Genomic DNA, 20266 nt, shown 5'->3' with positions numbered 1-20266 from the left:
TGCCGAATAGTTCATATAGATTTCGCGAATGGGCCGCCATGGAGCTCAAGGACATCGACCTCAACCTGCTGGTTGTGTTCAACCAGCTGCTCATCGATCGACGGGTGTCGAAGGTGGCGACCAACCTCGGCCTGTCCCAGCCGGGGGTGAGCAACGCGCTGGCGCGCCTGCGCAAGCTGACCGACGATCCCCTGTTTCTTCGAACGCCGAAGGGCATGGAGCCCACACCCTTCGCCGAGCAGCTGGCCGCGCCGACCGCGAGCGCCCTGCAAACGATCCATGCCGCGATCAACCAGCGAAGCTCGTTCGATCCGGCCACTTCGACGCGCGCCTTCACCATCGGCATGACCGACATCGGGGAGATCTATTTCCTGCCCAAACTGATGAAGGAGCTGGCGCGCGTGGCACCGGGGATTTCGCTCAGCACGGTTCGCAACACGGCGGTCAATCTTCAGGACGAGATGGAATCCGGCCACGTCACGCTGGCCATCGGCTTGCTGCCGCAGCTCAAGAGCGGCTACTTCCAGCGGCGGCTGTTCAAGCAGCACTACGTCTGCATGTTTCGCCGCGGCCATGCGCTGGACAAGCGGCAGATTTCCCTGGGCGAGTTTTCGCAGGCCGAGCACGTGGTCGTGATCTCGGAGGGAACCGGCCACGGCAAGGCGGACGAACTTCTCAGCCGCAAGAAGATTGTTCGCAAGGTCGTCCTGACCGTTCCGCACTACGTGGCGGTCGGCCACATCCTGCACGACTCCGACCTGGTGGCGACAGTTCCCGAGCGGCTCGCCCAGGCCTTGGTCGAGCCCTTCGGTTTGTCATATGTCCGCCATCCGGCCAAACTGCCCGAGATTGCGATCAACCTGTTCTGGCACGGCCGCTATCACCGGGACCCCGCCGTCGCCTGGATGCGTGCCTTGATCGTCCGGCTGCACGGGGAAGGTGTGCCGGGTTGATATCGCGAGCTCCCGCCGGTAGGCGGGAGCTCATGGCATCGCGGATTACTTTTGCGCGATGACCTCAGGCATCGCCGAAGAGTGGTGGTGAGCAATCAGCCATTGCCCGTTGACCCACTCATAGACATACGTGTACCGAGCGTTCACTTTCTTGCCGTCCTTGAACTTGAAGGTGTAGGTGCCGACGTCCTGCGCCACGTTGCAGCCGATCTTGATGATGCGGTGATTGATCGTGCCCTGCGGCGAATCCTTCAGGAACTTGACGAAATAATCGCGGATCTCAGCCGGATTCGTGCGCGGCTGGTTCGAGACCGTTGGCAGCAGCACGCCATCTGCAGCGTAGTTGGCAACGACCTTGTCGGCATCGAGCGTGCGCAGCGAGTCGTTCCATCGGTCGAACAGCGCCGCGATCTGCGGCTCGGTGGCCGGCACGCAAGTCCCTGTGGCCGGTGTTTGGGCGAGGGCAGATGTCGAGATGGCGAGTACCGCCGCCGCTGTTGCCGAGAGAGAAAGCGTACGAAGCATGTTCATGAAGTTTTCCTTTTTTGAATAGTCAAATGCCGGGATCTTCCGGCGCTGCATCGCTGTTGCGATACAGGACTTCATTCTTCGGTCTCTTCCTGAACGCCGCCCGTTGTTCACGATGAATTCAGGGTGACGCATTCATGAACATCGGATGAACCGCCTCAGCCCGGTGCCGCATCCAGTCGGTAGCCCAGGCCGCGCACAGTCTTCAGCAAGGAAACGGGATGGCCATCGTCGATCTTGGCCCGCAGGCGGCGCACATAGACATCGACGATGTTGGTCAGCGGATCTTCGTTGGTGCCCCAGACATTGGAGAGGATGCGCTCGCGGCTGTAGACGCGGCCCGGCGCGGCCATCAGCAGTTCGAGGAACGCAAGCTCCTTGGCTGTCAGCTGGACGAGTTTGCCGGCACGGGTTACCTCCATGCGCTCGCGGTCGAGCACAAGGTCTGCCACCTGCAGCGTCGTTGCTCTCACGCGTTGCTCCCGGCCGCGCCGCAGCAAAGCCTCGATGCGCGCCAGGAGCTCCTCGAATGCAAAAGGTTTGGTGAGGTAGTCGTCGGCGCCCAGGCGCAGCCCGCTGACCTTGTCCTCGGTGTTGCTCAACGCGGTGAGCATCAGCACCGGCACATGGTTGCCTTCGGCGCGCAGCGTCTGGCACAGCTCCAGGCCGCTCAGGCCCGGGAGCATCAGGTCCAGCAGCAGCAGAGACAGGTCGCTGCTGCGCGCGAGTTCCAGGCCTTCGGGCCCGGTGCGCGCCAGCTGCATGCGGTAACCCTCCGCGCTCAGGCCTCGCAGCAGAAAGTCGGCGACGCGCGCGTCGTCTTCGACGATCAGGATGTTCATGTTGTTGTGCCGGGCAAGAAGGATGGATGATGGTGGCAAGGCAATTCGATGCGCACCGTGGTGCCTTGCAAGGGCGTGCTCTCGATGTCGATGCGGCCGTGGTGTGCATGCACGATGGCCTGTGCGATCGACAGCCCGATGCCGGTTCCATCGGCCCGGTGCACGCGCGCGCGGCGGCCGCGAACGAAGCGCTCGAACACATTCGGCAATTCTTCTGCGTCGATGCCTATGCCTTCGTCCGCAACGAGCACCTGCACACGGCCGTCGGTCGATCGCCAGCCCACCCGCACGGTTGAGTCGTTGCGCGAATAGCGCACCGCGTTGTCCAGCACGATGAGGAGCACCTGCCGGAGGCGGTCGGCATCGGCCTGCAGCGTGACCGCGGGCGGGCCGGTATCGGGCGCTTCCAGCCGAACGCGAATGTTGTGGCGCGCACCCAGCGTCTGCGCCGTTTCGGTGGCATCGCCCAGCAGTTCCGACAGGTCGACCGTGTCGAATCGCATGGACAGCTGATCCGCTTCGGTCTTGGCGACCAGCAGAAGGTCGTCGATCACGCCGGTGAGCTGCTTCACGCCGCCCACGATCCGTGTCAGTGTCTGCCGGTACTCGGCCAGCGGCTTGTCGGCGCCGCGCAAGGCGATTTCGGCCTCCCCGCGGATCGCGGTGGCCGGGGTGCGGAGCTCGTGGCTGATATCGGCCAGCAGCTGGCGGCGGCGCAGGTCGATCTGCTGCAGCGTCTCGTGGGCGGCGCTCAGTTCGCTGGTGCGCTCCAGCACGGCTTCCTCGAGCCGGCGGCGCGCGGCGTCGGCGTCTTGCCGGTGCCGCTGCAATTCGGCCGCCATGGCATTGAAGTGCTCGGCAACGCGGCCGAACTCGTCGCGCGAATCCAGCGCAATGCGGTGGTCGAGCGCGCCGGCCCTCAGTGCCTGCGTGCCTTCGAGCAGGCGATCCAGCGGCCGCTGCAACCGCCGGTTCAGATACAGCGCCAGCACGATTGCCGCGGCCAGCGTCACGATCGCCAGCCGGATGGTCTGCTGGCGCAACTGGTCCAGGCCCCGCTCGGTCGCGGCACGCGCCACGGGCATCACATTGCGCTGCCGTTCGATGGCACCGTTGAGCAACTCGCGCAGATCGCGGCCGCGCGCCACGTCGAAGACCTGGTTCAGTTCCTGCCATACGCTGGCGAACTCGGCGCCGCGCTCCAGCGGTGCAAGCTTCAGCAGCCGGGCGCGCACCGCGGCGATGTTGTCGTTGAGCAGGTCGCTCACGGCCACCAGCTGATCGACCTCCGGCGGTATGGGCACGCCTTCGCGCTCCGCGATGCCGCCCCACAGGGAAAGATCGCGGCGTGCAAGTTGCCTGAGCGTTTCCGTGCTGGCCTGCATTCGCGCCAGCTGGCTGTCGCGCACCTCGGGCGATGCGTTCGCGTCCATCAATTGCTGGGACGCCCAGACACGCAGCCTTTGCTTGCTGGCCGACAGATCCAGCAGCTCCGCCAGGATGTCGCTGGCCAGCCGGCTGTGCTGGGCGTAGTCGTTGACGCGGTTCGCCCCCCAGTAGACGAAACCGACCTGTATGCAAACCAGCGCAACAAGAAGGGCAAATGCGAGTGACAGGCGGAGGCGGAACATGAGGCGACTTTAACGGCGCAGTGCAACTCCACGGGCGTTGCTGACCTGCCCGTGGCCGCTTCAGGCCAGGACCTCATTTTCCTGGCGCCGCCATGACGGTCACCTGACACGCACATGAACATCGGATGAAGTATCCCTGCTCTCGGAGTTCACATCCGTTCTAGTCAGGACACGTCCGGCTGCGCACCATGGGGCCATGAACTCACCTGACTGGTCCCATCGAAGTTTCACCGCACCGTTCACCGCCACAGGCAGGTCGGCGCTGGTTCCCGCACCCCCTTGGCACTACGCCGGCTGGTTGCTCAACGTCGCGTTCCGGTTCGACGCCGATGCCGGGGTACCGCTCGTACCCCCTGCGGCGGGCAGGCCGGTGGGAACGGGCTGCGTGCACTTCGCCGACTGGCAAGCCTGCACCAACGGGCACGAACTGCTGGACCCGGTGCTGGCCCAGTACCGCGAGACCATCGTGGTGCTGGAAATCGAACGGCCGGGCGGCGACCGTGGCATGTACTGCCCCGCCATCTGGGTCGACCAGGACATCTCCCTGCTGCGAGGGATGCTGCAGGGGTGGCCCAAGAAAATGGGCAGCACCTGGCTCACACGCAGCCTGCCGCTCGAGCACCCGGCCGCCGCGCCTCTGCGCGCGGGCACCCGCCTGGGCGCGAGCCTGGCCGTGAAGGATCGCCGTGTGTTCGACGCGCAGGCCGAACTCACCGGCCGGCCGGGGCGGCCACTGGGTTTCCTTGCCCACCCCACGCTCGGTGCCGTGGGCTGGCCCGACCTTCGGCAGCCCGATCGGCTGCCGGACATCCTGCTGGTAAAGCCCGACATTGCCGGCCGGGTGGGCGGCGACTGGCACGAGGCGTCGGCATCCCTGCAGCACACATTGCACCCGGGCGAGGACATCGGCCTGTTGGGCCCGCTGGTGGCAGAAGACGCCAGCGCGGGGTGGCTCGGCTTGACCGTGACCGGGGCGCGCGATGCATGATCGCGCTGATGCAGCAGCTCACCCCCATCCGTGACCACCACGACGACAGGCGATGGGCCAACCGGCTGACCGGCATCCTGCCGCTGTGGCGATGAACCGGTCCGAAGTGCGGCGTCTGCGCCTGTTCGACCTGGAGCAGGTACAGCACCAGCAGCACGGGCAGGAGTGGGCGCCGCATTGGCACGAAGAGTGGTCGTTCGGCGCCATCGTGCAGGGTGAATGCCGCTGCAGCGTGGCGGGACGGCCTTTCCTCGCGCGAACCGGTGACCTCATCGCCATCGCGCCCGGCATCGTGCACACCGGGGCGCTGAGCGCGTCGACCCGCAACGGCGCCGTGTTGGCGGCAATGTTCTACGTGCCGACCGCATGGCTTCGCCAGTCGGGCCTGGTCACGCCTGCCCGCAGCGGTTCATTCCATGCGCCGGAACTGGCTCGCCAGGCGCGCGAACTGGTGTCGCCGGACGCAGTGCAGGCCTGGTTGCAGCAAGTGGTCCCGCTTGCCGCCGCGGCGCTGCAGGCCGGAGCCGACCCCGACCCCGTGCCGAGCGACGCTGTCCGTGCGCTGGTCGGCCGCGTGCAATCGGCCGTGCTGTCCGGAGAACACACGGTGTCGGGCGTGGCGCGACATTGCGCCGTCAGCCGGGAACGAATCCATCGGGTGATGACGCAGTGGCTCGGCATGGCGCCGGCCGACTACTTGCGTGCCGTTCGACTGCACCGCGCGAAGCACCTGGTGATCGGCGGCGAGCCTGTCGCCGCCGTGGCGGCCGAGTGTGGTTTCTCGGACCAGGCGCACTTCACGCGCTGGTTCAGGCGGACGTTCGGCTACACGCCGGGCGATCTGGTGCACGCGATGCGGCAGGCCGGGGCCGATTGAACCGACGCGGACACCGTTTTGCTTGCTCGTGTTGCTCTCCGGCGTGACACAACGAAGGTGAATGAACCGGGGGTTCGAGGGTGTATCCCTCACGGTCTAGCGCAACCGGTGTACCGCGAGCTGTCTACCGCGAGCAGCGTATATGAATCTTTCGACCGCTCCGTAGGATGCAAATCCGCTTCGATCATGTTGCTCGAAGCTCAACATGGAGCAAAGGAAGCCATCATGTCCGAAGAAATCGGTGTCAATCCCAAGCATGGCCGGGCCGGCCGTCATCCCACCAAAGCTACTCTGGATGCGCTCGCAGGACATGGCGATCCTGGCATGTTCGGCAGGATGTTCCCCCGGCTCGCGCCGCTCTCGGTTGCCGACGACAAGTTGAAGGCCCTCGCCGATGCAATGCTGGATGCCGGTCCGGCTGGCGGCGGAAACAACCCGCGGGTGCCGGCGGGGTTCACCTACCTGGGCCAGTTCGTCGATCACGACATCACGCTGGATCTGACCTCCATCGGAGACAAGCTGGAAGACCCGACCGCGGTGGAGAATTTCAGAACGCCGGCGCTGGACCTGGACTCGATCTATGGGCGCGGTCCGGACGGCAGTCCGCACCTCTATGCCCGCGGCCCCAACAACGGACCCAGCGCGAAGCTGCTGATCGGCAAGACCACGCTCGGCTTTCAACAGGACGCGGCCGACATCCCCGGCGTGTTCCCCAACGACCTTCCGCGAAGCCCCGAGGGCCAGGCGTTGATCGGGGACCATCGCAACGACGAGAACCTGTTGGTCGCGCAAACCCATCTGGCTTTCATGAAGTTCCACAACAAGGTGGTCGATCTGCTCGCGGCCTCGCCGACAGCGCCCGCGCCCTCCGAGCTTTTCTTCGAAGCCCGGCGCGAGGTGACCTGGCACTATCAATGGCTCGTCCTGCACGACTTCGTGGAGCGGCTCACCGAGGATGGCATCGTGGCTCGCATCCTCAACGAGGGCCGCCAGTTCTACCGGTTCAAGAAGACGCCCTACATGCCCGTGGAGTTCTCCGGTGCGGCCTACCGGCTCGGACACAGCATGGTCCGGGAGGTCTACAGCCATAACAGGGTCTTCACCCCGGGCGGGCTCGCCCCCGCTTCGCTGGGGCTTCTGTTCGCATTCTCCGGCCTCTCCGGGGGCATCGTGGGTGACCTGGCGCCCGAACCGCTCACTGCGCCAACTCCGATAAGCAAGCTCGCCAGCAACTGGATCATCGACTGGCGGCGTTTTTACGATTTCGGCAACAACCCGGCAGGGGTCCCGCTCAATCAGGCGCGCAGCATCGATCCGTTCATCGTCAAGGCACTGCATACGTTGCCCGGCGGAGCCAGCCTCCCGTTCCTGAACCTGAAGCGGGGCGTGATGCTCGGACTGCCTTCAGGCCAGTCTGTGGCCCGGGCGATGGAAATACCCAATCCCCTGACGAGCGCCGAGATCTCGTCCGGCACGGACGGCGCCGTGGCCAAGGCACAGGGACTGCATGAGGAGACGCCCTTGTGGTACTACATCCTCAAGGAAGCGGCGGTCAGAGAGGGCGGCGAGCGATTGGGGCCTGTGGGCGCGCGCATCGTGGCGGAGGTCTTCATCGGATTGGTTCACGGCGACCATGAGTCCTACCTCTGGAAGAAAGGCCCCGCCTGGACGCCAACTCTTCCTTCGCGCACGCCAGGGACTTTCACGATGGTGGACCTCCTGCAGTTCGTGGGTGACATAAGTCCCATCGACGGCGTGACCCAAGTCTGATCGTCGGAACGCTGGGCGACCCGTTCCCGTCGGCCAGGGATCAGCGCAGCCCGACAGATGCCCTACGGGCGCAGATCCTCTGAAGGAGCATTCGAATGAGCGATTCCAGCGATTTCCCCGAACCTGCCGCCGATCGTTTCTGTGATCTCGTGATGAAGGGCGGCATCACCAGCGGCGTCGTCTATCCCAAGGCGATCTCCCGCCTGGCCCGGGAGTACCGCTTTCGGAGCATCGGCGGCACATCCGCAGGCGCCATTGCAGCCGCTGTCACTGCTGCGGCCGAGTACCGGCGGCGGCAGGACAAAACCCGCGAGGGCTTCGACATCCTGTCGAAATTGCCGGCCGAACTCCAGGCGGATGTACCCCGGAGCCGGGGCACGAAGCTGCTGAGCCTGTTCCAGCCGCAGGCCGGCACGCGGCGGCTCTTCTCCGTGCTGGTGCTGGCACTCAATCGGGGGAGCACGCTGAGTCGGGCAGCGGCGATCGTCGCCGGCCTGCTGCGCGCCTACTGGCTGGCGACGGCCGCGAGCCTGGTGGTCACGATTGCGGCACGCTGGGCGGGTCTGGACTGGGGCGGTGTGGTGCTTCTTCTGCTGTTCGCACTCGTGGGATTCATTGGCTTCTCTCTGTGCCGCGACATCACCCGACGCATGGTGGCCAACGGATATGGGCTGTGCACCGGGCTGACCGCAGATCCGAAGAATCCGGCGCTGACGCCATGGCTTCATGAACTGATTCAGCGAACCGCGGGCCTCGAGACGAAGGATCCGCTGACCTTCGGCATGCTTTGGAACGCGGCCGATCCACCACAGGTGTGGCCGGAGCTTCGGGCAAGCGGGAAGCCCCAGAGGTCCATCGACCTGCAGATGTTCTCCACGAACCTCGGGCACGGCCGCCCTTATATCTTTCCGCTTGCCGAAGACGACAGCAGTTCTACGGCAGCACTCTTTCCAAACCGCGAGCGGCTCTTCTTCAATGCCGATGAGTTGGGCCGCTATCTCCCCCCGGATGTCCTCGATTGGATGATTCGCAAGGGCGAGCCCTATGTTGCGGACCCGGCGCGCGGTGACCGCGAGCCCGCGACGGAAGAGGCGACCCGACTGGGCTTGAGAGAGGTCCCCAGACCCGCAGACTTTCCAGTCATCCTGGCCGCGCGGATGAGTCTCAGCTTTCCGTTTCTGTTTGCGGCTGTTCCCCTCTGGTCGATCGACTACAACCCGCCGGCCGGCAAGCGGCATTTCCGCAAGTGCTGGTTTTCTGACGGCGGCATCAGCTCCAACTTTCCGATGCACCTGTTCGACGGTCTGGCCCCGCGGTGGCCAACCTTCGGGATCAACCTCGAACCCGAAATCAAGGAGCGGAGCGGGGCGGCGGACGAGGTCTATCTGCCAATGAGCTACAGGGAGGGTTATGGCGAGCGCTGGGACCACTTCGACGAGGGCGAGGGGGCCGCGAAGAAGCTCGGCGGCTTTGTTTCGGCCATCGTCGGCGCCATGCAGAACTGGAACGACAACAGTCTGGCCCGCATGCCGGGTGTGCGCGACCGCATTGCGCGCGTTCGCCTGAAAGACGGGGAGGGCGGCCTGAACCTGAACATGAAGGCCGAGGACATCGATGCCGTCGTCCAGCGCGGCGAGAAGGCTGCGGAAAAGCTGATTGCGCGCTTCTCGCCGCCCACACCGCAGACACAGGGGCAGGGTTGGGACGAGCAACGTTTCATCAGGCTGAGCGTGCTGCTGAAAATGCTCGCTGCGCGAGCACCTTCCGTGGCCATGGCGCTCGACACCAACTGCCCCCACGCAACCAGCTATGTCGACCTGATTTCTCGCTGGACTGCCAATGGCACAACGGCCGATCCCATGGCACCGCCCGGCTACGCGCAGGCGTTCAGCAGGCAAGAGGCCGACGTCTTGCTCGCACTCATCGCCAAGCTCAAGGAACTGTCGCTCGCGATGGACAAGAAAGAGAGCCAGACGGCATTCCACCCGATTCCGATGGCGGAGTTGCGCGTGAGACCGCCGCTTTGAGCGCGACGCGGGCCAGATCAGTGGGCTCTACCTGAACGCAAACCCGTGACCGGCCGCCGCGTGAGAAACTACCCGCCTGATGCAGCCGATGTCCATGCTGATGGTGCAGGACCGGCGCCTTCCCTGGCGCGGTCCTTGCCGAGCGTGCAGAGCCTCGAATTGCTTTTCGATCAAGCTCGTGTGTTTCACGCCCTTCGCACGATCCGCACAATGGCATCGTAGATCTCGTTTTCCGCATCCACTGGATCGAACTCGCCCGCGGCCGCCGCAAACGACACAGCCTCCGCCGCACCCAGCACCGCGCGCATGGCTGCCGGCGCAATACGCTGTTTCGCAAACGGCTGCAACGCTCCCCGGCATTTCACCGAGAACGCAGCCTCAAGTTCTTTCTTCAAGGCGCCGAGTTCAGGCGACCCAGCCAGCGCGGCGCTGACGCCGGGCATCTCGCGCCCCATCTCCATGACGCAATTGACATAGGCGGCGGCAATCACCCTCGCCACGGCTGCAAGCGACTTTCCCGACGTCCGCAGGGCCTCGTCCATCAGTGCATGCTGACGGCTGTCGTACTCCCGATAGAGCGCGCCGAGCAAGCCGGTCCGCGTGCCGAAATGGTCATACACGACGGGCTTCGTTACCCCCGCGCGCTCCGCCAGATAGCCCAGCGTGAGTGCATCGGTTCCTTCACTGCGCACGATGGACCACGCGACATCCATGAGCTGACGACTGCGCTCGTCTTTGGAAAGGCGCTTCTTCGCTGCGACTTGCACAACCGATTCCGACCGCTTGCTTGACATTTTTAACCTACCAAAGGTAACCTACTAAACGTAGTTTACACCCAACCGTAAGGAACACCAATGCACGCACTCATCGTTGTCAGTCATCCCGATTCCCAGTCCCTCACGCACGCCGTTGCGCACTCGTTTGCCCAAGGCATTGCGGAATCCGGCGCACACACCACCGAGATTGCCGACATCGCCGTAGAAGGCTTCCAGCCGGCTTTCAACCAAGACGACCGCACCGCTTATTTTCTCGAGAAGCCCGTGCCATCGGACATCCTGCGCGAGCAGGAGCGCATCGACCGGGCCGACGCACTCGTGCTCGTCTATCCCGTGTACTGGTGGTCGTTTCCCGGCCAACTCAAAGGCTGGATCGATCGCGTATTCTCAAATGGGTGGGCCTATGACGAGGCGCCTGACGGCACGATCGGTAAGCGGCTCGGCCGGCTCGCTGTCCATCTCATCGGCATCGGCGGCGCAGACGGCGGCACCTATGCACGGCATGGCTACGACAAGGCGATGCGCACGCAGATCGACCACGGCATCTTCGACTTCTGCGGCGCACGCGTCGTCACCTCGGAGTTCCTGCTCGACGTGAATGGGCAAGCTGGGGCATCCCATCTCGTCACTGCGCGGGCCCTCGGCCGCAATGCGTTTGCGAGGCCAGCATCAGCCGGCGTGAATCAGCCTGGAGCTGTCGAACTCGAACTGCCGGGTTGAGGCAGAACACAGACGAACGCCCACGTGCAGGGCCCAAGGCCTGCATGCTCGTTCCCAAGAGAGTGGAAGCCATGGCTTCGTTTGGATTGCTGGCGAAGTAGTCGGCAAGCGCCTGCAGTTCGCCGAGGGCAGGGTGGCGGTCCCGTTCCCGCCCCCTGTCGACCAGACCCAGGCGCTTGAGCGCGATGCGGGCCAGATCGCGATGGGCTCTACCTGAACGGGAACCCCGTGAACGGCCGCCGCATGAGAAACTACCGGCTTGATGTAGCCGATGTCCATGCTGATGGTGACGGGGCCGGCGCCTTCCTTGGCGCGGTCCTTGCCGAACTGGATGTATGAGTGATAAAGCCAAGTTGTTGAATTTAAAAGAGAAAATCGTCTCCGTCGCGCCCATGATGGATTGGACGGACCGGCACTGCAGGTACTTCCACCGCCTGATGTCGCGCCACGCGTTGCTCTATACCGAAATGGTGACCACCGGCGCGCTGGTGCATGGCGACGTGCCCCGGCACCTTCGCTTCAACGCCGAAGAGCACCCGGTGGCCCTGCAGTTGGGCGGCAGCGAGCCGGCCGACCTGGCGCATTGCGCGAAGCTGGGCGAAGAATGGGGCTACGACGAGATCAACCTCAACTGCGGCTGCCCCAGCGAGCGCGTGCAGCGTGGCGCCTTCGGCGCCTGCCTCATGGCCGAACCGGCGCTGGTGGCCGACTGCGTGAAGGCGATGGTCGACGCGACGAGCCTGCCGGTGACGGTGAAGCACCGCATCGGCATCGACAAGATCGAGAGCTACGAATTCGTGCGCGATTTCGTCGGCGCGGTGAGCGAGGCCGGCTGCGGCACTTTCATCGTTCATGCGCGCAATGCCTGGCTGCAGGGTCTGAGCCCGAAGCAGAACCGCGAAATTCCGCCGCTGCGCTACGAGCTCGTGCACCGGCTGAAGCACGACTTTCCGGCGTTGAGCTTTTCGATCAACGGCGGCATCTCGGTCAATGCGCAGGTGCACGAGCACTTGCGGCTGCTCGACGGCGTCATGGTCGGGCGGGAGGCTTATCACAACCCCTGGTGGCTGGCCGAGTGGGACGCCGAGTTCTACGGCGCCGCGCCGCAGCCGCTGACGCGCGAAGAGGTGGAGTCGCTGATGTGCGACTACATGGTTCGCGAGGCCGCTGAACACGGCACGCAATGGTCGTCGATTGCGCGGCACATGCTGGGCTTGCGCAGCGGCCTGCCGGGGGCGCGACGCTGGCGCCAGGTCTGGAGCGACCACCGGCTCAAGACACGCTCGCCGCACGAGGTGATGGCGCTGGCGCACGAGCCTGCGGCACAGGCCGCCTAGCTGAATCCATCCGGCTCGCGATGCGGCGCGGGCCCGTTCGCGGCAAGGTTTCGCCGCCCAGCAACGCCGAGTGTTCCAAATTGATAATGATTCGCCGGGGGTGAAACTTTTCAACTTTTCTGCTAAAGAATCAAGAAACGCTAATGAATAAGGGTTTCGATTCATGAATGACGCGGCGGGGAGCAAAGAAGAAGTCAGCGCGCTGGGCCGGGGGTTGGCCTTGCTCAAGGTCATCGGCATGGCGGCGGCGCCGATGAGCAATCGCGAACTGGCAGACACCACGGGCCTGCCCAAGGCCACGGTATCGCGCCTCACGGCGACGCTGGTGAGCGCGGGGTATTTGCGGCAGTCGCAGGACAGCGAGCGCTTCAGCCTCGGCCCGGCGCTGCTCGACATGAGTAGCCGCTACCTTCGTCATTTCGACCTGCGCACGGTGGCCCGGCCCTATCTGGCGGAGCTGTCGGAATTCGCGGGCGCCAGCGTTCATGTGGCGGTGCGCGACGAGCTCGACATGCTGGTCATCGATTCGCTGCGCCCGCGCTCGGCGCTGATCAGCTCGCGCCTGGACGTCGGCACGCGCATGAGCATCGTCACCTCGGCCGTGGGCCGTGCTTCTCTTGCAGCGCTGCCCGCTGACGAGCAGGCAGCGGTGCTCCAGAAGATCCAGCAGGAAAGCGGCGAGAGCTGGGCCTCTATCGAACCACGCCTGATGGCCGGGCTCGACGAGTACGCCCGCCTGGGCTACTGCAGTTCGTTCGGCGAATGGCATCCGCACATTCACGCGCTCGGCTTCGCGCTGCAAGGACCGCACGGCGAGCGCTACGGGGTGAGCTGCGGCGGCCCCGCCTATTTGCTGCCGAAGGACATGATGCTTTTGCGCGTCGCGCCGCGTTTGCTCGAAGTCGCAGGGCGCATCTCGGCCGAGACCGGAGCCATCAAGCCGGATTAGGCGACCTGGTAGCCCCTGGGATGCTCGGGGGCGGGGCTAGACAGCGGCCTCGAGGCCGTTCCTGAAGTGCTCTCGCATGCGCGCCATCGCCGCGGTGGCGTCGCGCGCCTCGATGGCCGCCATCATCGAGCGGTGCTCCGCCAGCGATTCGGCAATGCGCCCCTCCTTGAGCAGGGAGTTGTGGCGGTTGAGCTTCATCACCTTGCGCAGATCGGCCACCATCTGGTCGCGCCACTTGTTATTGGCAATGGCCAGCAGGCGCATATGGAAGCGCTCGTTCAGCGCAAAGAAGTGCTCCCGGTTCTCCTTGCCCGGTGCGCCGGCGGCCTCCAGCTCGGCGTGCAGCGCCTTCAGCTCCGCACGCTGGGCATCGGTGGCGCGCTCGGCCACCACGCCGGCCGCATCGCTCTCCAGCAGGGAGAGCAGGTGATACACATCGGCCAGGTCTTGCTCCGACACTTCGGTGACGTAGGCGCCGCGCCGCACCTTCATCGTCACCAAGCCCTCGGCTGCCAGCACCTTCAGGGCTTCGCGCAGCGGCGTGCGGCTGATGCCGTATTCCTCGGCCAGCTTGAGTTCGTCGATCCAGCTGCCCGGCTCGAGCTCGCGGCGGAAGATCCGCTGGCGCAGCAGCTCGGCCACCTCTTCATAGAGGGCGCGCGGGGTAAGGGTGACGGCGGACATGGGCCGGACTGTACCGCAAAAATGGGGTTTGAATTAATAATTATGGATCGGTTAGACTCGCTGCGGCTTGCAAATTCCTTGCAGGCGAATTTGCGACTACCCTGCAAGACACTGCAAAACGGCCCCCTCATGAGCAGCACACCCGAACCCACCTTCAAGCCTGCCAACCTCGACGACTGGGCCAAGGCCGCCGCCAAGTCGGCGCCGGGTGGCGACCTGAATGCGCTCAACTGGCTCACGCCAGACGGCATCAGCGTGAAGCCGCTCTATACCGCGGCCGATCTGCAGGGCCTGAAGTACACCGACACGCTCCCCGGTTTCGAACCCTACCTGCGCGGGCCGCAGGCCACCATGTACGCGGTGCGCCCTTGGACCATCCGCCAGTACGCAGGCTTTTCGACCGCCGAAGAATCGAACGCCTTCTACCGCAAGGCATTGGCCGCGGGCGGGCAGGGCGTGAGCGTGGCCTTCGACCTGGCCACCCACCGCGGCTATGACAGCGACCACCCGCGCGTGACCGGCGACGTGGGCAAGGCCGGCGTGGCCATCGATTCGGTCGAGGACATGAAGATCCTGTTCGACCAGATCCCGCTGGACAAGGTGAGTGTGTCGATGACGATGAACGGCGCCGTGCTGCCGGTGCTGGCGGGCTACGTGGTCGCGGCCGAAGAGCAGGGCGTGGCGCAGGACCAGCTGAGCGGAACCATCCAGAACGACATCCTCAAGGAGTTCATGGTCCGCAACACCTATATCTTTCCGCCAGCGCCGAGCATGCGGATCATCGGCGACATCATCGAGTACACGGCGCAGCACATGCCCAAGTTCAACTCGATCTCGATCAGCGGCTATCACATGCAGGAAGCCGGCGCCAACCAGGCGTTGGAACTCGCGTTCACACTGGCCGACGGCAAGGAATACGTGAAGACCGCACTGGCCAAGGGGCTCGATGTCGACGGCTTTGCCGGGCGCCTGAGCTTCTTCTGGGCCATTGGCATGAACTTCTATCTCGAAGTGGCCAAGATGCGCGCAGCGCGCCTTTTGTGGTGCCGCATCATGAAGGAGTTCAACCCCAAGAACCCGAAGAGCCTGATGCTGCGCACCCATTGCCAGACTTCGGGCTGGAGCCTTACCGAGCAGGACCCGTACAACAACATCGTGCGCACCACCATCGAGGCCATGGCCGCAGTGTTCGGCGGCACGCAGAGCCTGCACACCAACGCGCTCGACGAAGCCATTGCGCTGCCCACCGAGTTCAGCTCGCGCATTGCGCGCAACACGCAGCTCATCATCCAGGAAGAGACCCACATCACCAATGTGGTCGACCCCTGGGCCGGCAGCTACATGATGGAGAAGCTCACGCAGGACATGGCCGACGCGGCCTGGGCCATCATCGAAGAGGTCGAGGCGATGGGCGGCATGACCAAGGCGGTCGACAGCGGCTGGGCCAAGCTCAAAATCGAAGCGGCCGCCGCCGAGAAGCAGGCGCGCATCGACTCGGGCAAAGACGTGATCGTGGGCGTCAACAAGTACAAGCTCAAGAACGAAGACGCGATCGACAGCCTTTCCATCGACAACGTGATGGTGCGCGACCAGCAGGTGGCGCGGCTTACGATGCTCCGCGCTGCGCGCGACACTGCCAAGGTACAGGCCGCGCTCGATGTGCTGACCGAAGCCGCCGAGAACGGCACCGGCAACCTGCTCGCACTCAGCATCGACGCGGTGCGCTTGCGCGCCACGGTGGGCGAGATTTCCGATGCACTCGAAAAATCATTCGGCCGCCATCGGGCCGACACGCAAAAGGTGACCGGTGTGTACGCTGCTGCCTATGACTCCGCCGAAGGCTGGGAAGCCCTCAAGACCGAAATCAACGCCTTCGCCGAAGAGCAGGGGCGCCGTCCGCGCGTGATGATCTCCAAGCTCGGGCAGGACGGGCATGACCGCGGCGCCAAGGTGGTAGCCACCGCGTTCGCCGACCTGGGCTTCGACGTGGACATGGGGCCGCTCTTCCAGACGCCCGAAGAATGCGCGCGGCAGGCGATTGAAAACGACGTGCATGCCGTGGGCGTGAGCACCCTCGCGGCCGGCCACAAGACGCTTGTGCCCGCCATCATCAACGAGCTGAAGAAGCAGGGCGCGGATGACATCATCGTGTTCGTCGGCGGCGTGATTCCGCGGCAGGATTACGACTTTCTCTACGAGGCCGGCGTCAAGGGCATCTACGGGCCGGGCACGCCCATTCCGGCCAGCGCGAAGGACGTGCTGGAGCAGATTCGCGCGGCGGTCTCGGCCTGATCGGGACGCGAGACGTGGGCGATCTTTTGTCGCGGCTGTCGCTGCAGCCGGTGGATTCCAGCGATTTCGAAGCCATGCTGGCCTTGCGCGTCGATGCGATGCGCCCCAGCCTGGAGCGCGTCGGGCGATTCGACCCCGCGCGTTCACGCGAACGGCTGAGCGCCGGTTTCGTCGTGCCCTACATGCATCACATCGTGCTCGACGACGACCTGCGCATCGGCTTCGTCACGCTCAAGCCCGAAGACCCCGATGCGCTGCGGCTCGATCATCTGTATCTGCGCACCGGCTTCCAGGGCCTGGGCATCGGCGAATGGGTCTTGCAATGGGCCAAGTCGCAGGCGCGAGAGCAGCGGATGGACATCAAGCTCACCGCGCTCGTGCAGAGCGACGCCAACCGCTTCTACCTGCGGCACGGCTTCGTGCTCGAAGGCGAAGAAGGCGTCGACCTGCACTACCGCTGGCGCGTGGCCTCGGAGGATGCGTGCTGAAGTCGGCCAGGGCACTCGAACGCGCCATCGCCGAGCCGGACGGCATGGTGCAGCGTCGCGCCATCGCCAAGGCCATCACGCTGCTCGAATCCACCCGTGCCGACCATCGCGTGCAGGCCGACGAGTTGCTCACCGCATTGCTGCCGCGCACCGGCAATTCGTTTCGCCTCGGCATCTCCGGCGTGCCGGGTGTCGGCAAGTCGACCTTCATCGAGACGCTGGGCCTGCTGCTGATCGACAAGGGCCACCGCGTGGCGGTGCTCACCATCGACCCTTCGTCCACCGTTTCGGGCGGTTCCATCCTCGGCGACAAGACGCGCATGGAACGGCTCTCGGTGCATGAGCGCGCCTACATCCGGCCGAGCCCGTCGAGCGGCACGCTGGGTGGAGTGGCCGAGAAAACGCGCGAAGCCATGCTGGTGTGCGAAGCCGCCGGCTACGACATCGTGATCGTCGAGACCGTGGGCGTGGGCCAGAGCGAGACGGCCGTCGCGGGCATGACCGACATGTTCGTGCTGATGCAGCTGCCCAATGCGGGCGACGATCTGCAGGCCATCAAGAAGGGCGTGATGGAGCTGGCAGACCTGGTCGTCATCAACAAGGCCGACATCGACAAGGATGCTGCCACGCGTGCGCAGGCGCAGATCACCTCGGCGTTGCGCCTCTTCGGACACCAGGGCAACCCTGACCACGCGCATGCGGTGCATGACGCGCACAGCGGCGCCGAGGTTCGCTTCTGGCTGCCCAAGGTGCTGCAGCTCAGCGCCCTCGCAGGCACCGGTGTCGATACATTCTGGGATGCCGTGATGCAGTTCAAGTCGCTGCAGGCCGCCAACGGAAAATTCGCGCGGCGCCGCGAGAAGCAAGCAACGGCGTGGATGTGGGAGCGCATCGACGCCGGCCTCAAACAGGCATTCAGGCAGCACGCGCAGGTGCGCGAACTGCTGCCCCAACTCACACAGCAGGTGGCAGGGGGCTCGCTGCCTGCATCGACGGCGGCACGCCAGCTGCTCGCGGCGGCGGCCATCACCGCCAGACCATGACGACGTACGAAATTCAGGACCACAGCTTCGGAAGCACACCATGCAAGAACTGATCGAACAACTCGAAAAGCGCCGCGCCCAGGCGCGCCTTGGCGGCGGGCAGAAGCGCATCGACGCGCAGCACGCCAAGGGCAAGCTCACGGCGCGCGAACGCATCGAGCTGCTGCTGGACGACAACACCTTTGAAGAGTGGGACATGTTCGTCGAGCACCGCTCGGTCGATTTCGGCATGGCCGACCAGAAGATTCCGGGCGACGGCGTGGTCACCGGCTACGGAATGATCAACGGCCGCCTCGTCTTCGTGTACAGCCAGGACTTCACTGTCTTCGGCGGTGCGCTCAGCGAAGCGCACGCCGAAAAAATCTGCAAGGTGATGGACCAGGCCATGAAGGTCGGCGCGCCGGTCATCGGCCTCAACGACTCCGGCGGCGCGCGCATCCAGGAGGGCGTGGCCTCGCTCGGCGGCTATGCCGACGTGTTCCAGCGCAACGTGATGGCCTCGGGCGTGGTTCCGCAAATCAGCATGATCATGGGCCCGTGCGCGGGCGGCGCGGTGTATTCGCCCGCCATGACCGACTTCATCTTCATGGTGAAGGACTCGAGCTACATGTTCGTCACCGGCCCCGAAGTGGTGAAGACCGTGACGCACGAGACCGTGACGGCCGAAGAGCTCGGCGGCGCCGTTACCCACACCACGCGCAGCGGTGTGGCCGACATGGCGTTCGAGAACGACGTCGAAGCGCTGATGATGCTGCGCCGCCTGTACAACTACCTGCCGCTCAACAACCGCGAGAAGCCGCCCGTGCGCCTGGGCAACAACGGCCAGGGCGATCCGGCCGACCGGCCCGACTACTCGCTCGACACGCTGGTGCCCGACAACCCGAACAAGCCCTACGACATCAAGGAGCTGATTCTCAAGGTGGTCGACGACGGCGACTTCTTCGAGCTGCAGCCCGACTACGCAAAGAACATCGTGATCGGCTTTGCGCGCATGGAGGGCCAGACCATCGGCATCGTCGCCAACCAGCCGCTGGTGCTGGCGGGCTGCCTGGACATCAAGAGCAGCATCAAGGCCGCGCGCTTCGTGCGCTTTTGCGATGCCTTCAACATTCCAGTGGTCACCTTCGTCGACGTGCCCGGCTTCATGCCCGGCACGGGGCAGGAATACGGCGGCATCATCAAGCATGGCGCCAAGCTGCTCTACGCGTACGCAGAGTGCACCGTGCCGAAGATCACCGTCATCACACGCAAGGCTTACGGCGGCGCATACGACGTGATGGCTTCCAAGCACCTGCGCGGCGACGTCAACCTCGCCTGGCCGCGCGCCGAGATCGCGGTGATGGGCGCCAAGGGCGCGGTGGAAATCATCTTCCGCGAAGACAAGAACGACCCCGAGAAGCTCGCCGCACGCGAGGCCGAATACAAGGCGCGCTTCGCCAACCCGTACGTGGCGAGTGCACGCGGCTACATCGACGACGTGATCCTGCCGCACGAAACGCGCAAGCGCATCTGCCGCTCGCTGGTGATGCTGCGTGAGAAGAAGCTCGAGAACCCGTGGCGCAAGCACGGGAACATTCCTCTCTGATTCTTATGCGCAGCTATTACCCCCAGTTCCGCGAGGGAGCGGAACCTGGACTTGTTCCAAAGCTCGGCGGGCTGCCCTGGGGGCTGCCCTCGCGCCTGTGGCCCGTTTGTCGCGAATGCAATCGTGCCATGAGCCACCTCGCGCAATTGCCGGCCGATGGTGACGCGCTACCGCTTGCAAGCGGCGAGGTGCTGTTCCTGTTCAAGTGCGAGTGGGACAGTATCTGCAGCTTCTGGGAACACGACGGAGGTGCGAACGCCGCATTCGTCGTCCAGAGTTCCGAACTGGGCACCGGGCCGACCGCACCGCCCTCGGACACTGCCGACGGGCCGACCGCACCGCCCTCGGACACTGCCGACGGGCCGACCGCACCGCCCTCGGACACTGCCGACGGGCCGCCCGCATTGCTGCGCGAGATCGCCGTTACAGGGTGGCGCGCCGATGACGATGGCGCTCCAGCGGAACTGGAGGCGGCCTTCTACGACTATCAGGCCCATTTCGACCTGCCGGGCGAGGTTGCGCATCCCCACGATTGGGCGAGCCCCTGGTGTACGAAGAGCGGCGGCGTGCCTTACTGGACGGCCAACGGTGCGCAGCAAATGCCCGCGGGACGCTTGTTCCTGCAGATCGACAACTGGCTCGATCTCCCCGATGGCAGCCTTGCCGAAGTGGCGAACTTCTGCTCGGACGGCATAGCGTATGTGTTCGTCGATCGTTCGCAAGCCCAGCCCGTGTACTCGATGTTCATCAACCGCTAAGGCGGTCAGCAAAAAAAC

The 20266-nt window shown here is 64.9% G+C and carries 18 protein-coding genes; 13 read left to right on the top strand and 5 right to left on the bottom strand.

The genetic code is table 11. The features are described 5' to 3' along the window. The first annotated feature begins 38 nt into the window (after positions 1 to 38). Positions 39 to 953, top strand: a complete 915-nt coding sequence (locus tag ABIC94_RS17970; RefSeq protein WP_354374347.1) for a LysR family transcriptional regulator — start codon at positions 39 to 41, stop codon at positions 951 to 953. 45 nt (positions 954 to 998) lie between these two features. Here ABIC94_RS17970 and ABIC94_RS17965 read toward each other — a convergent pair whose 3' ends face one another. From ABIC94_RS17965 to ABIC94_RS17955, 3 genes are all read right to left on the bottom strand, one after another. Next, positions 999 to 1478 (bottom strand): SgcJ/EcaC family oxidoreductase, encoded by a 480-nt coding sequence (locus ABIC94_RS17965; protein WP_436318045.1) that lies wholly within the window; start codon positions 1476 to 1478, stop codon positions 999 to 1001. A 161-nt stretch (positions 1479 to 1639) separates the two neighbouring features. Continuing rightward, positions 1640 to 2323 (bottom strand): response regulator transcription factor, encoded by a 684-nt coding sequence (locus tag ABIC94_RS17960; RefSeq protein WP_354374346.1) that lies wholly within the window; start codon positions 2321 to 2323, stop codon positions 1640 to 1642. Further along, the gene (locus ABIC94_RS17955) at positions 2320 to 3954 is read right to left on the bottom strand and encodes a sensor histidine kinase (protein ID WP_354374345.1); all 1635 of its coding nucleotides are present in this window, start codon (positions 3952 to 3954) and stop codon (positions 2320 to 2322) included. The genes ABIC94_RS17960 and ABIC94_RS17955 overlap by 4 nt, the downstream gene beginning before the upstream one ends. A 196-nt stretch (positions 3955 to 4150) precedes the next feature. Here ABIC94_RS17955 and ABIC94_RS17950 point away from each other — a divergent pair, with 196 nt between their 5' ends. From ABIC94_RS17950 to ABIC94_RS17935, 4 genes are all read left to right on the top strand, one after another. Then, positions 4151 to 4942 carry an acetoacetate decarboxylase family protein gene (locus ABIC94_RS17950; protein WP_354374344.1) on the top strand — a complete coding sequence of 264 codons (792 nt, stop codon included), beginning with the start codon at positions 4151 to 4153 and terminating at the stop codon, positions 4940 to 4942. A gap of 91 nt (positions 4943 to 5033) precedes the next feature. Further along, the gene (locus tag ABIC94_RS17945) at positions 5034 to 5819 is read left to right on the top strand and encodes a helix-turn-helix transcriptional regulator (protein WP_354374343.1); all 786 of its coding nucleotides are present in this window, start codon (positions 5034 to 5036) and stop codon (positions 5817 to 5819) included. 225 nt (positions 5820 to 6044) lie between these two features. Continuing rightward, the gene (locus tag ABIC94_RS17940; RefSeq protein ID WP_354374342.1) at positions 6045 to 7589 is read left to right on the top strand and encodes a peroxidase family protein; all 1545 of its coding nucleotides are present in this window, start codon (positions 6045 to 6047) and stop codon (positions 7587 to 7589) included. Positions 7590 to 7684: 95 nt separating this feature from the next. Then, positions 7685 to 9616, top strand: a complete 1932-nt coding sequence (locus tag ABIC94_RS17935) for a patatin-like phospholipase family protein (RefSeq protein ID WP_354374341.1) — start codon at positions 7685 to 7687, stop codon at positions 9614 to 9616. Between the two features lie 185 nt (positions 9617 to 9801). On the opposite strand, the gene ABIC94_RS17930 is transcribed toward ABIC94_RS17935, so the two are convergent. Beyond that, a complete protein-coding gene (locus tag ABIC94_RS17930) occupies positions 9802 to 10410 on the bottom strand; it encodes a TetR/AcrR family transcriptional regulator (RefSeq protein ID WP_354374340.1) in 609 nt (202 codons plus the stop codon). A 60-nt stretch (positions 10411 to 10470) separates the two neighbouring features. Here ABIC94_RS17930 and ABIC94_RS17925 point away from each other — a divergent pair, with 60 nt between their 5' ends. The 3 genes from ABIC94_RS17925 to ABIC94_RS17915 all read left to right on the top strand — a co-directional run bounded on the left by ABIC94_RS17925 (position 10471) and on the right by ABIC94_RS17915 (position 13398). Next, positions 10471 to 11112, top strand: a complete 642-nt coding sequence (locus ABIC94_RS17925; RefSeq protein WP_354374339.1) for an NAD(P)H-dependent oxidoreductase — start codon at positions 10471 to 10473, stop codon at positions 11110 to 11112. 335 nt (positions 11113 to 11447) lie between these two features. Continuing rightward, on the top strand, positions 11448 to 12449 hold the full coding sequence (gene dusA / locus ABIC94_RS17920) for a tRNA dihydrouridine(20/20a) synthase DusA (protein WP_354374338.1): 1002 nt from the start codon (positions 11448 to 11450) through the stop codon (positions 12447 to 12449). A gap of 163 nt (positions 12450 to 12612) precedes the next feature. After that, positions 12613 to 13398 carry an IclR family transcriptional regulator gene (locus tag ABIC94_RS17915; protein WP_354374337.1) on the top strand — a complete coding sequence of 262 codons (786 nt, stop codon included), beginning with the start codon at positions 12613 to 12615 and terminating at the stop codon, positions 13396 to 13398. A 36-nt stretch (positions 13399 to 13434) separates the two neighbouring features. On the opposite strand, the gene ABIC94_RS17910 is transcribed toward ABIC94_RS17915, so the two are convergent. Then, a complete protein-coding gene (locus ABIC94_RS17910) occupies positions 13435 to 14082 on the bottom strand; it encodes a GntR family transcriptional regulator (protein ID WP_126747230.1) in 648 nt (215 codons plus the stop codon). A 129-nt stretch (positions 14083 to 14211) separates the two neighbouring features. On the opposite strand from ABIC94_RS17910, the gene scpA reads away from it, so the two are divergent. From scpA to ABIC94_RS17885, 5 genes are all read left to right on the top strand, one after another. Beyond that, complete coding sequence (gene scpA / locus ABIC94_RS17905; RefSeq protein WP_354374336.1) at positions 14212 to 16374, top strand: methylmalonyl-CoA mutase; 2163 nt, start codon at positions 14212 to 14214, stop codon at positions 16372 to 16374. A gap of 14 nt (positions 16375 to 16388) precedes the next feature. Next, entirely contained in the window at positions 16389 to 16862 is a 474-nt protein-coding gene (locus ABIC94_RS17900) for a GNAT family N-acetyltransferase (protein WP_354374335.1), read from the top strand. A 44-nt stretch (positions 16863 to 16906) separates the two neighbouring features. Then, entirely contained in the window at positions 16907 to 17905 is a 999-nt protein-coding gene (meaB, locus tag ABIC94_RS17895; RefSeq protein WP_354374466.1) for a methylmalonyl Co-A mutase-associated GTPase MeaB, read from the top strand. Positions 17906 to 17945: 40 nt separating this feature from the next. Further along, the gene (locus ABIC94_RS17890; RefSeq protein ID WP_354374334.1) at positions 17946 to 19490 is read left to right on the top strand and encodes an acyl-CoA carboxylase subunit beta; all 1545 of its coding nucleotides are present in this window, start codon (positions 17946 to 17948) and stop codon (positions 19488 to 19490) included. 128 nt (positions 19491 to 19618) lie between these two features. Further along, complete coding sequence (locus ABIC94_RS17885) at positions 19619 to 20248, top strand: hypothetical protein (protein ID WP_354374333.1); 630 nt, start codon at positions 19619 to 19621, stop codon at positions 20246 to 20248. Positions 20249 to 20266: the final 18 nt, after the last annotated feature.

It is taken from the genome of Variovorax paradoxus (genome assembly GCF_040544635.1).
GTDB classification, from domain to species: Bacteria; Pseudomonadota; Gammaproteobacteria; order Burkholderiales; family Burkholderiaceae_C; genus Variovorax; species Variovorax paradoxus_R.
This window is presented reverse-complemented; position numbering and strand designations above follow the sequence as displayed.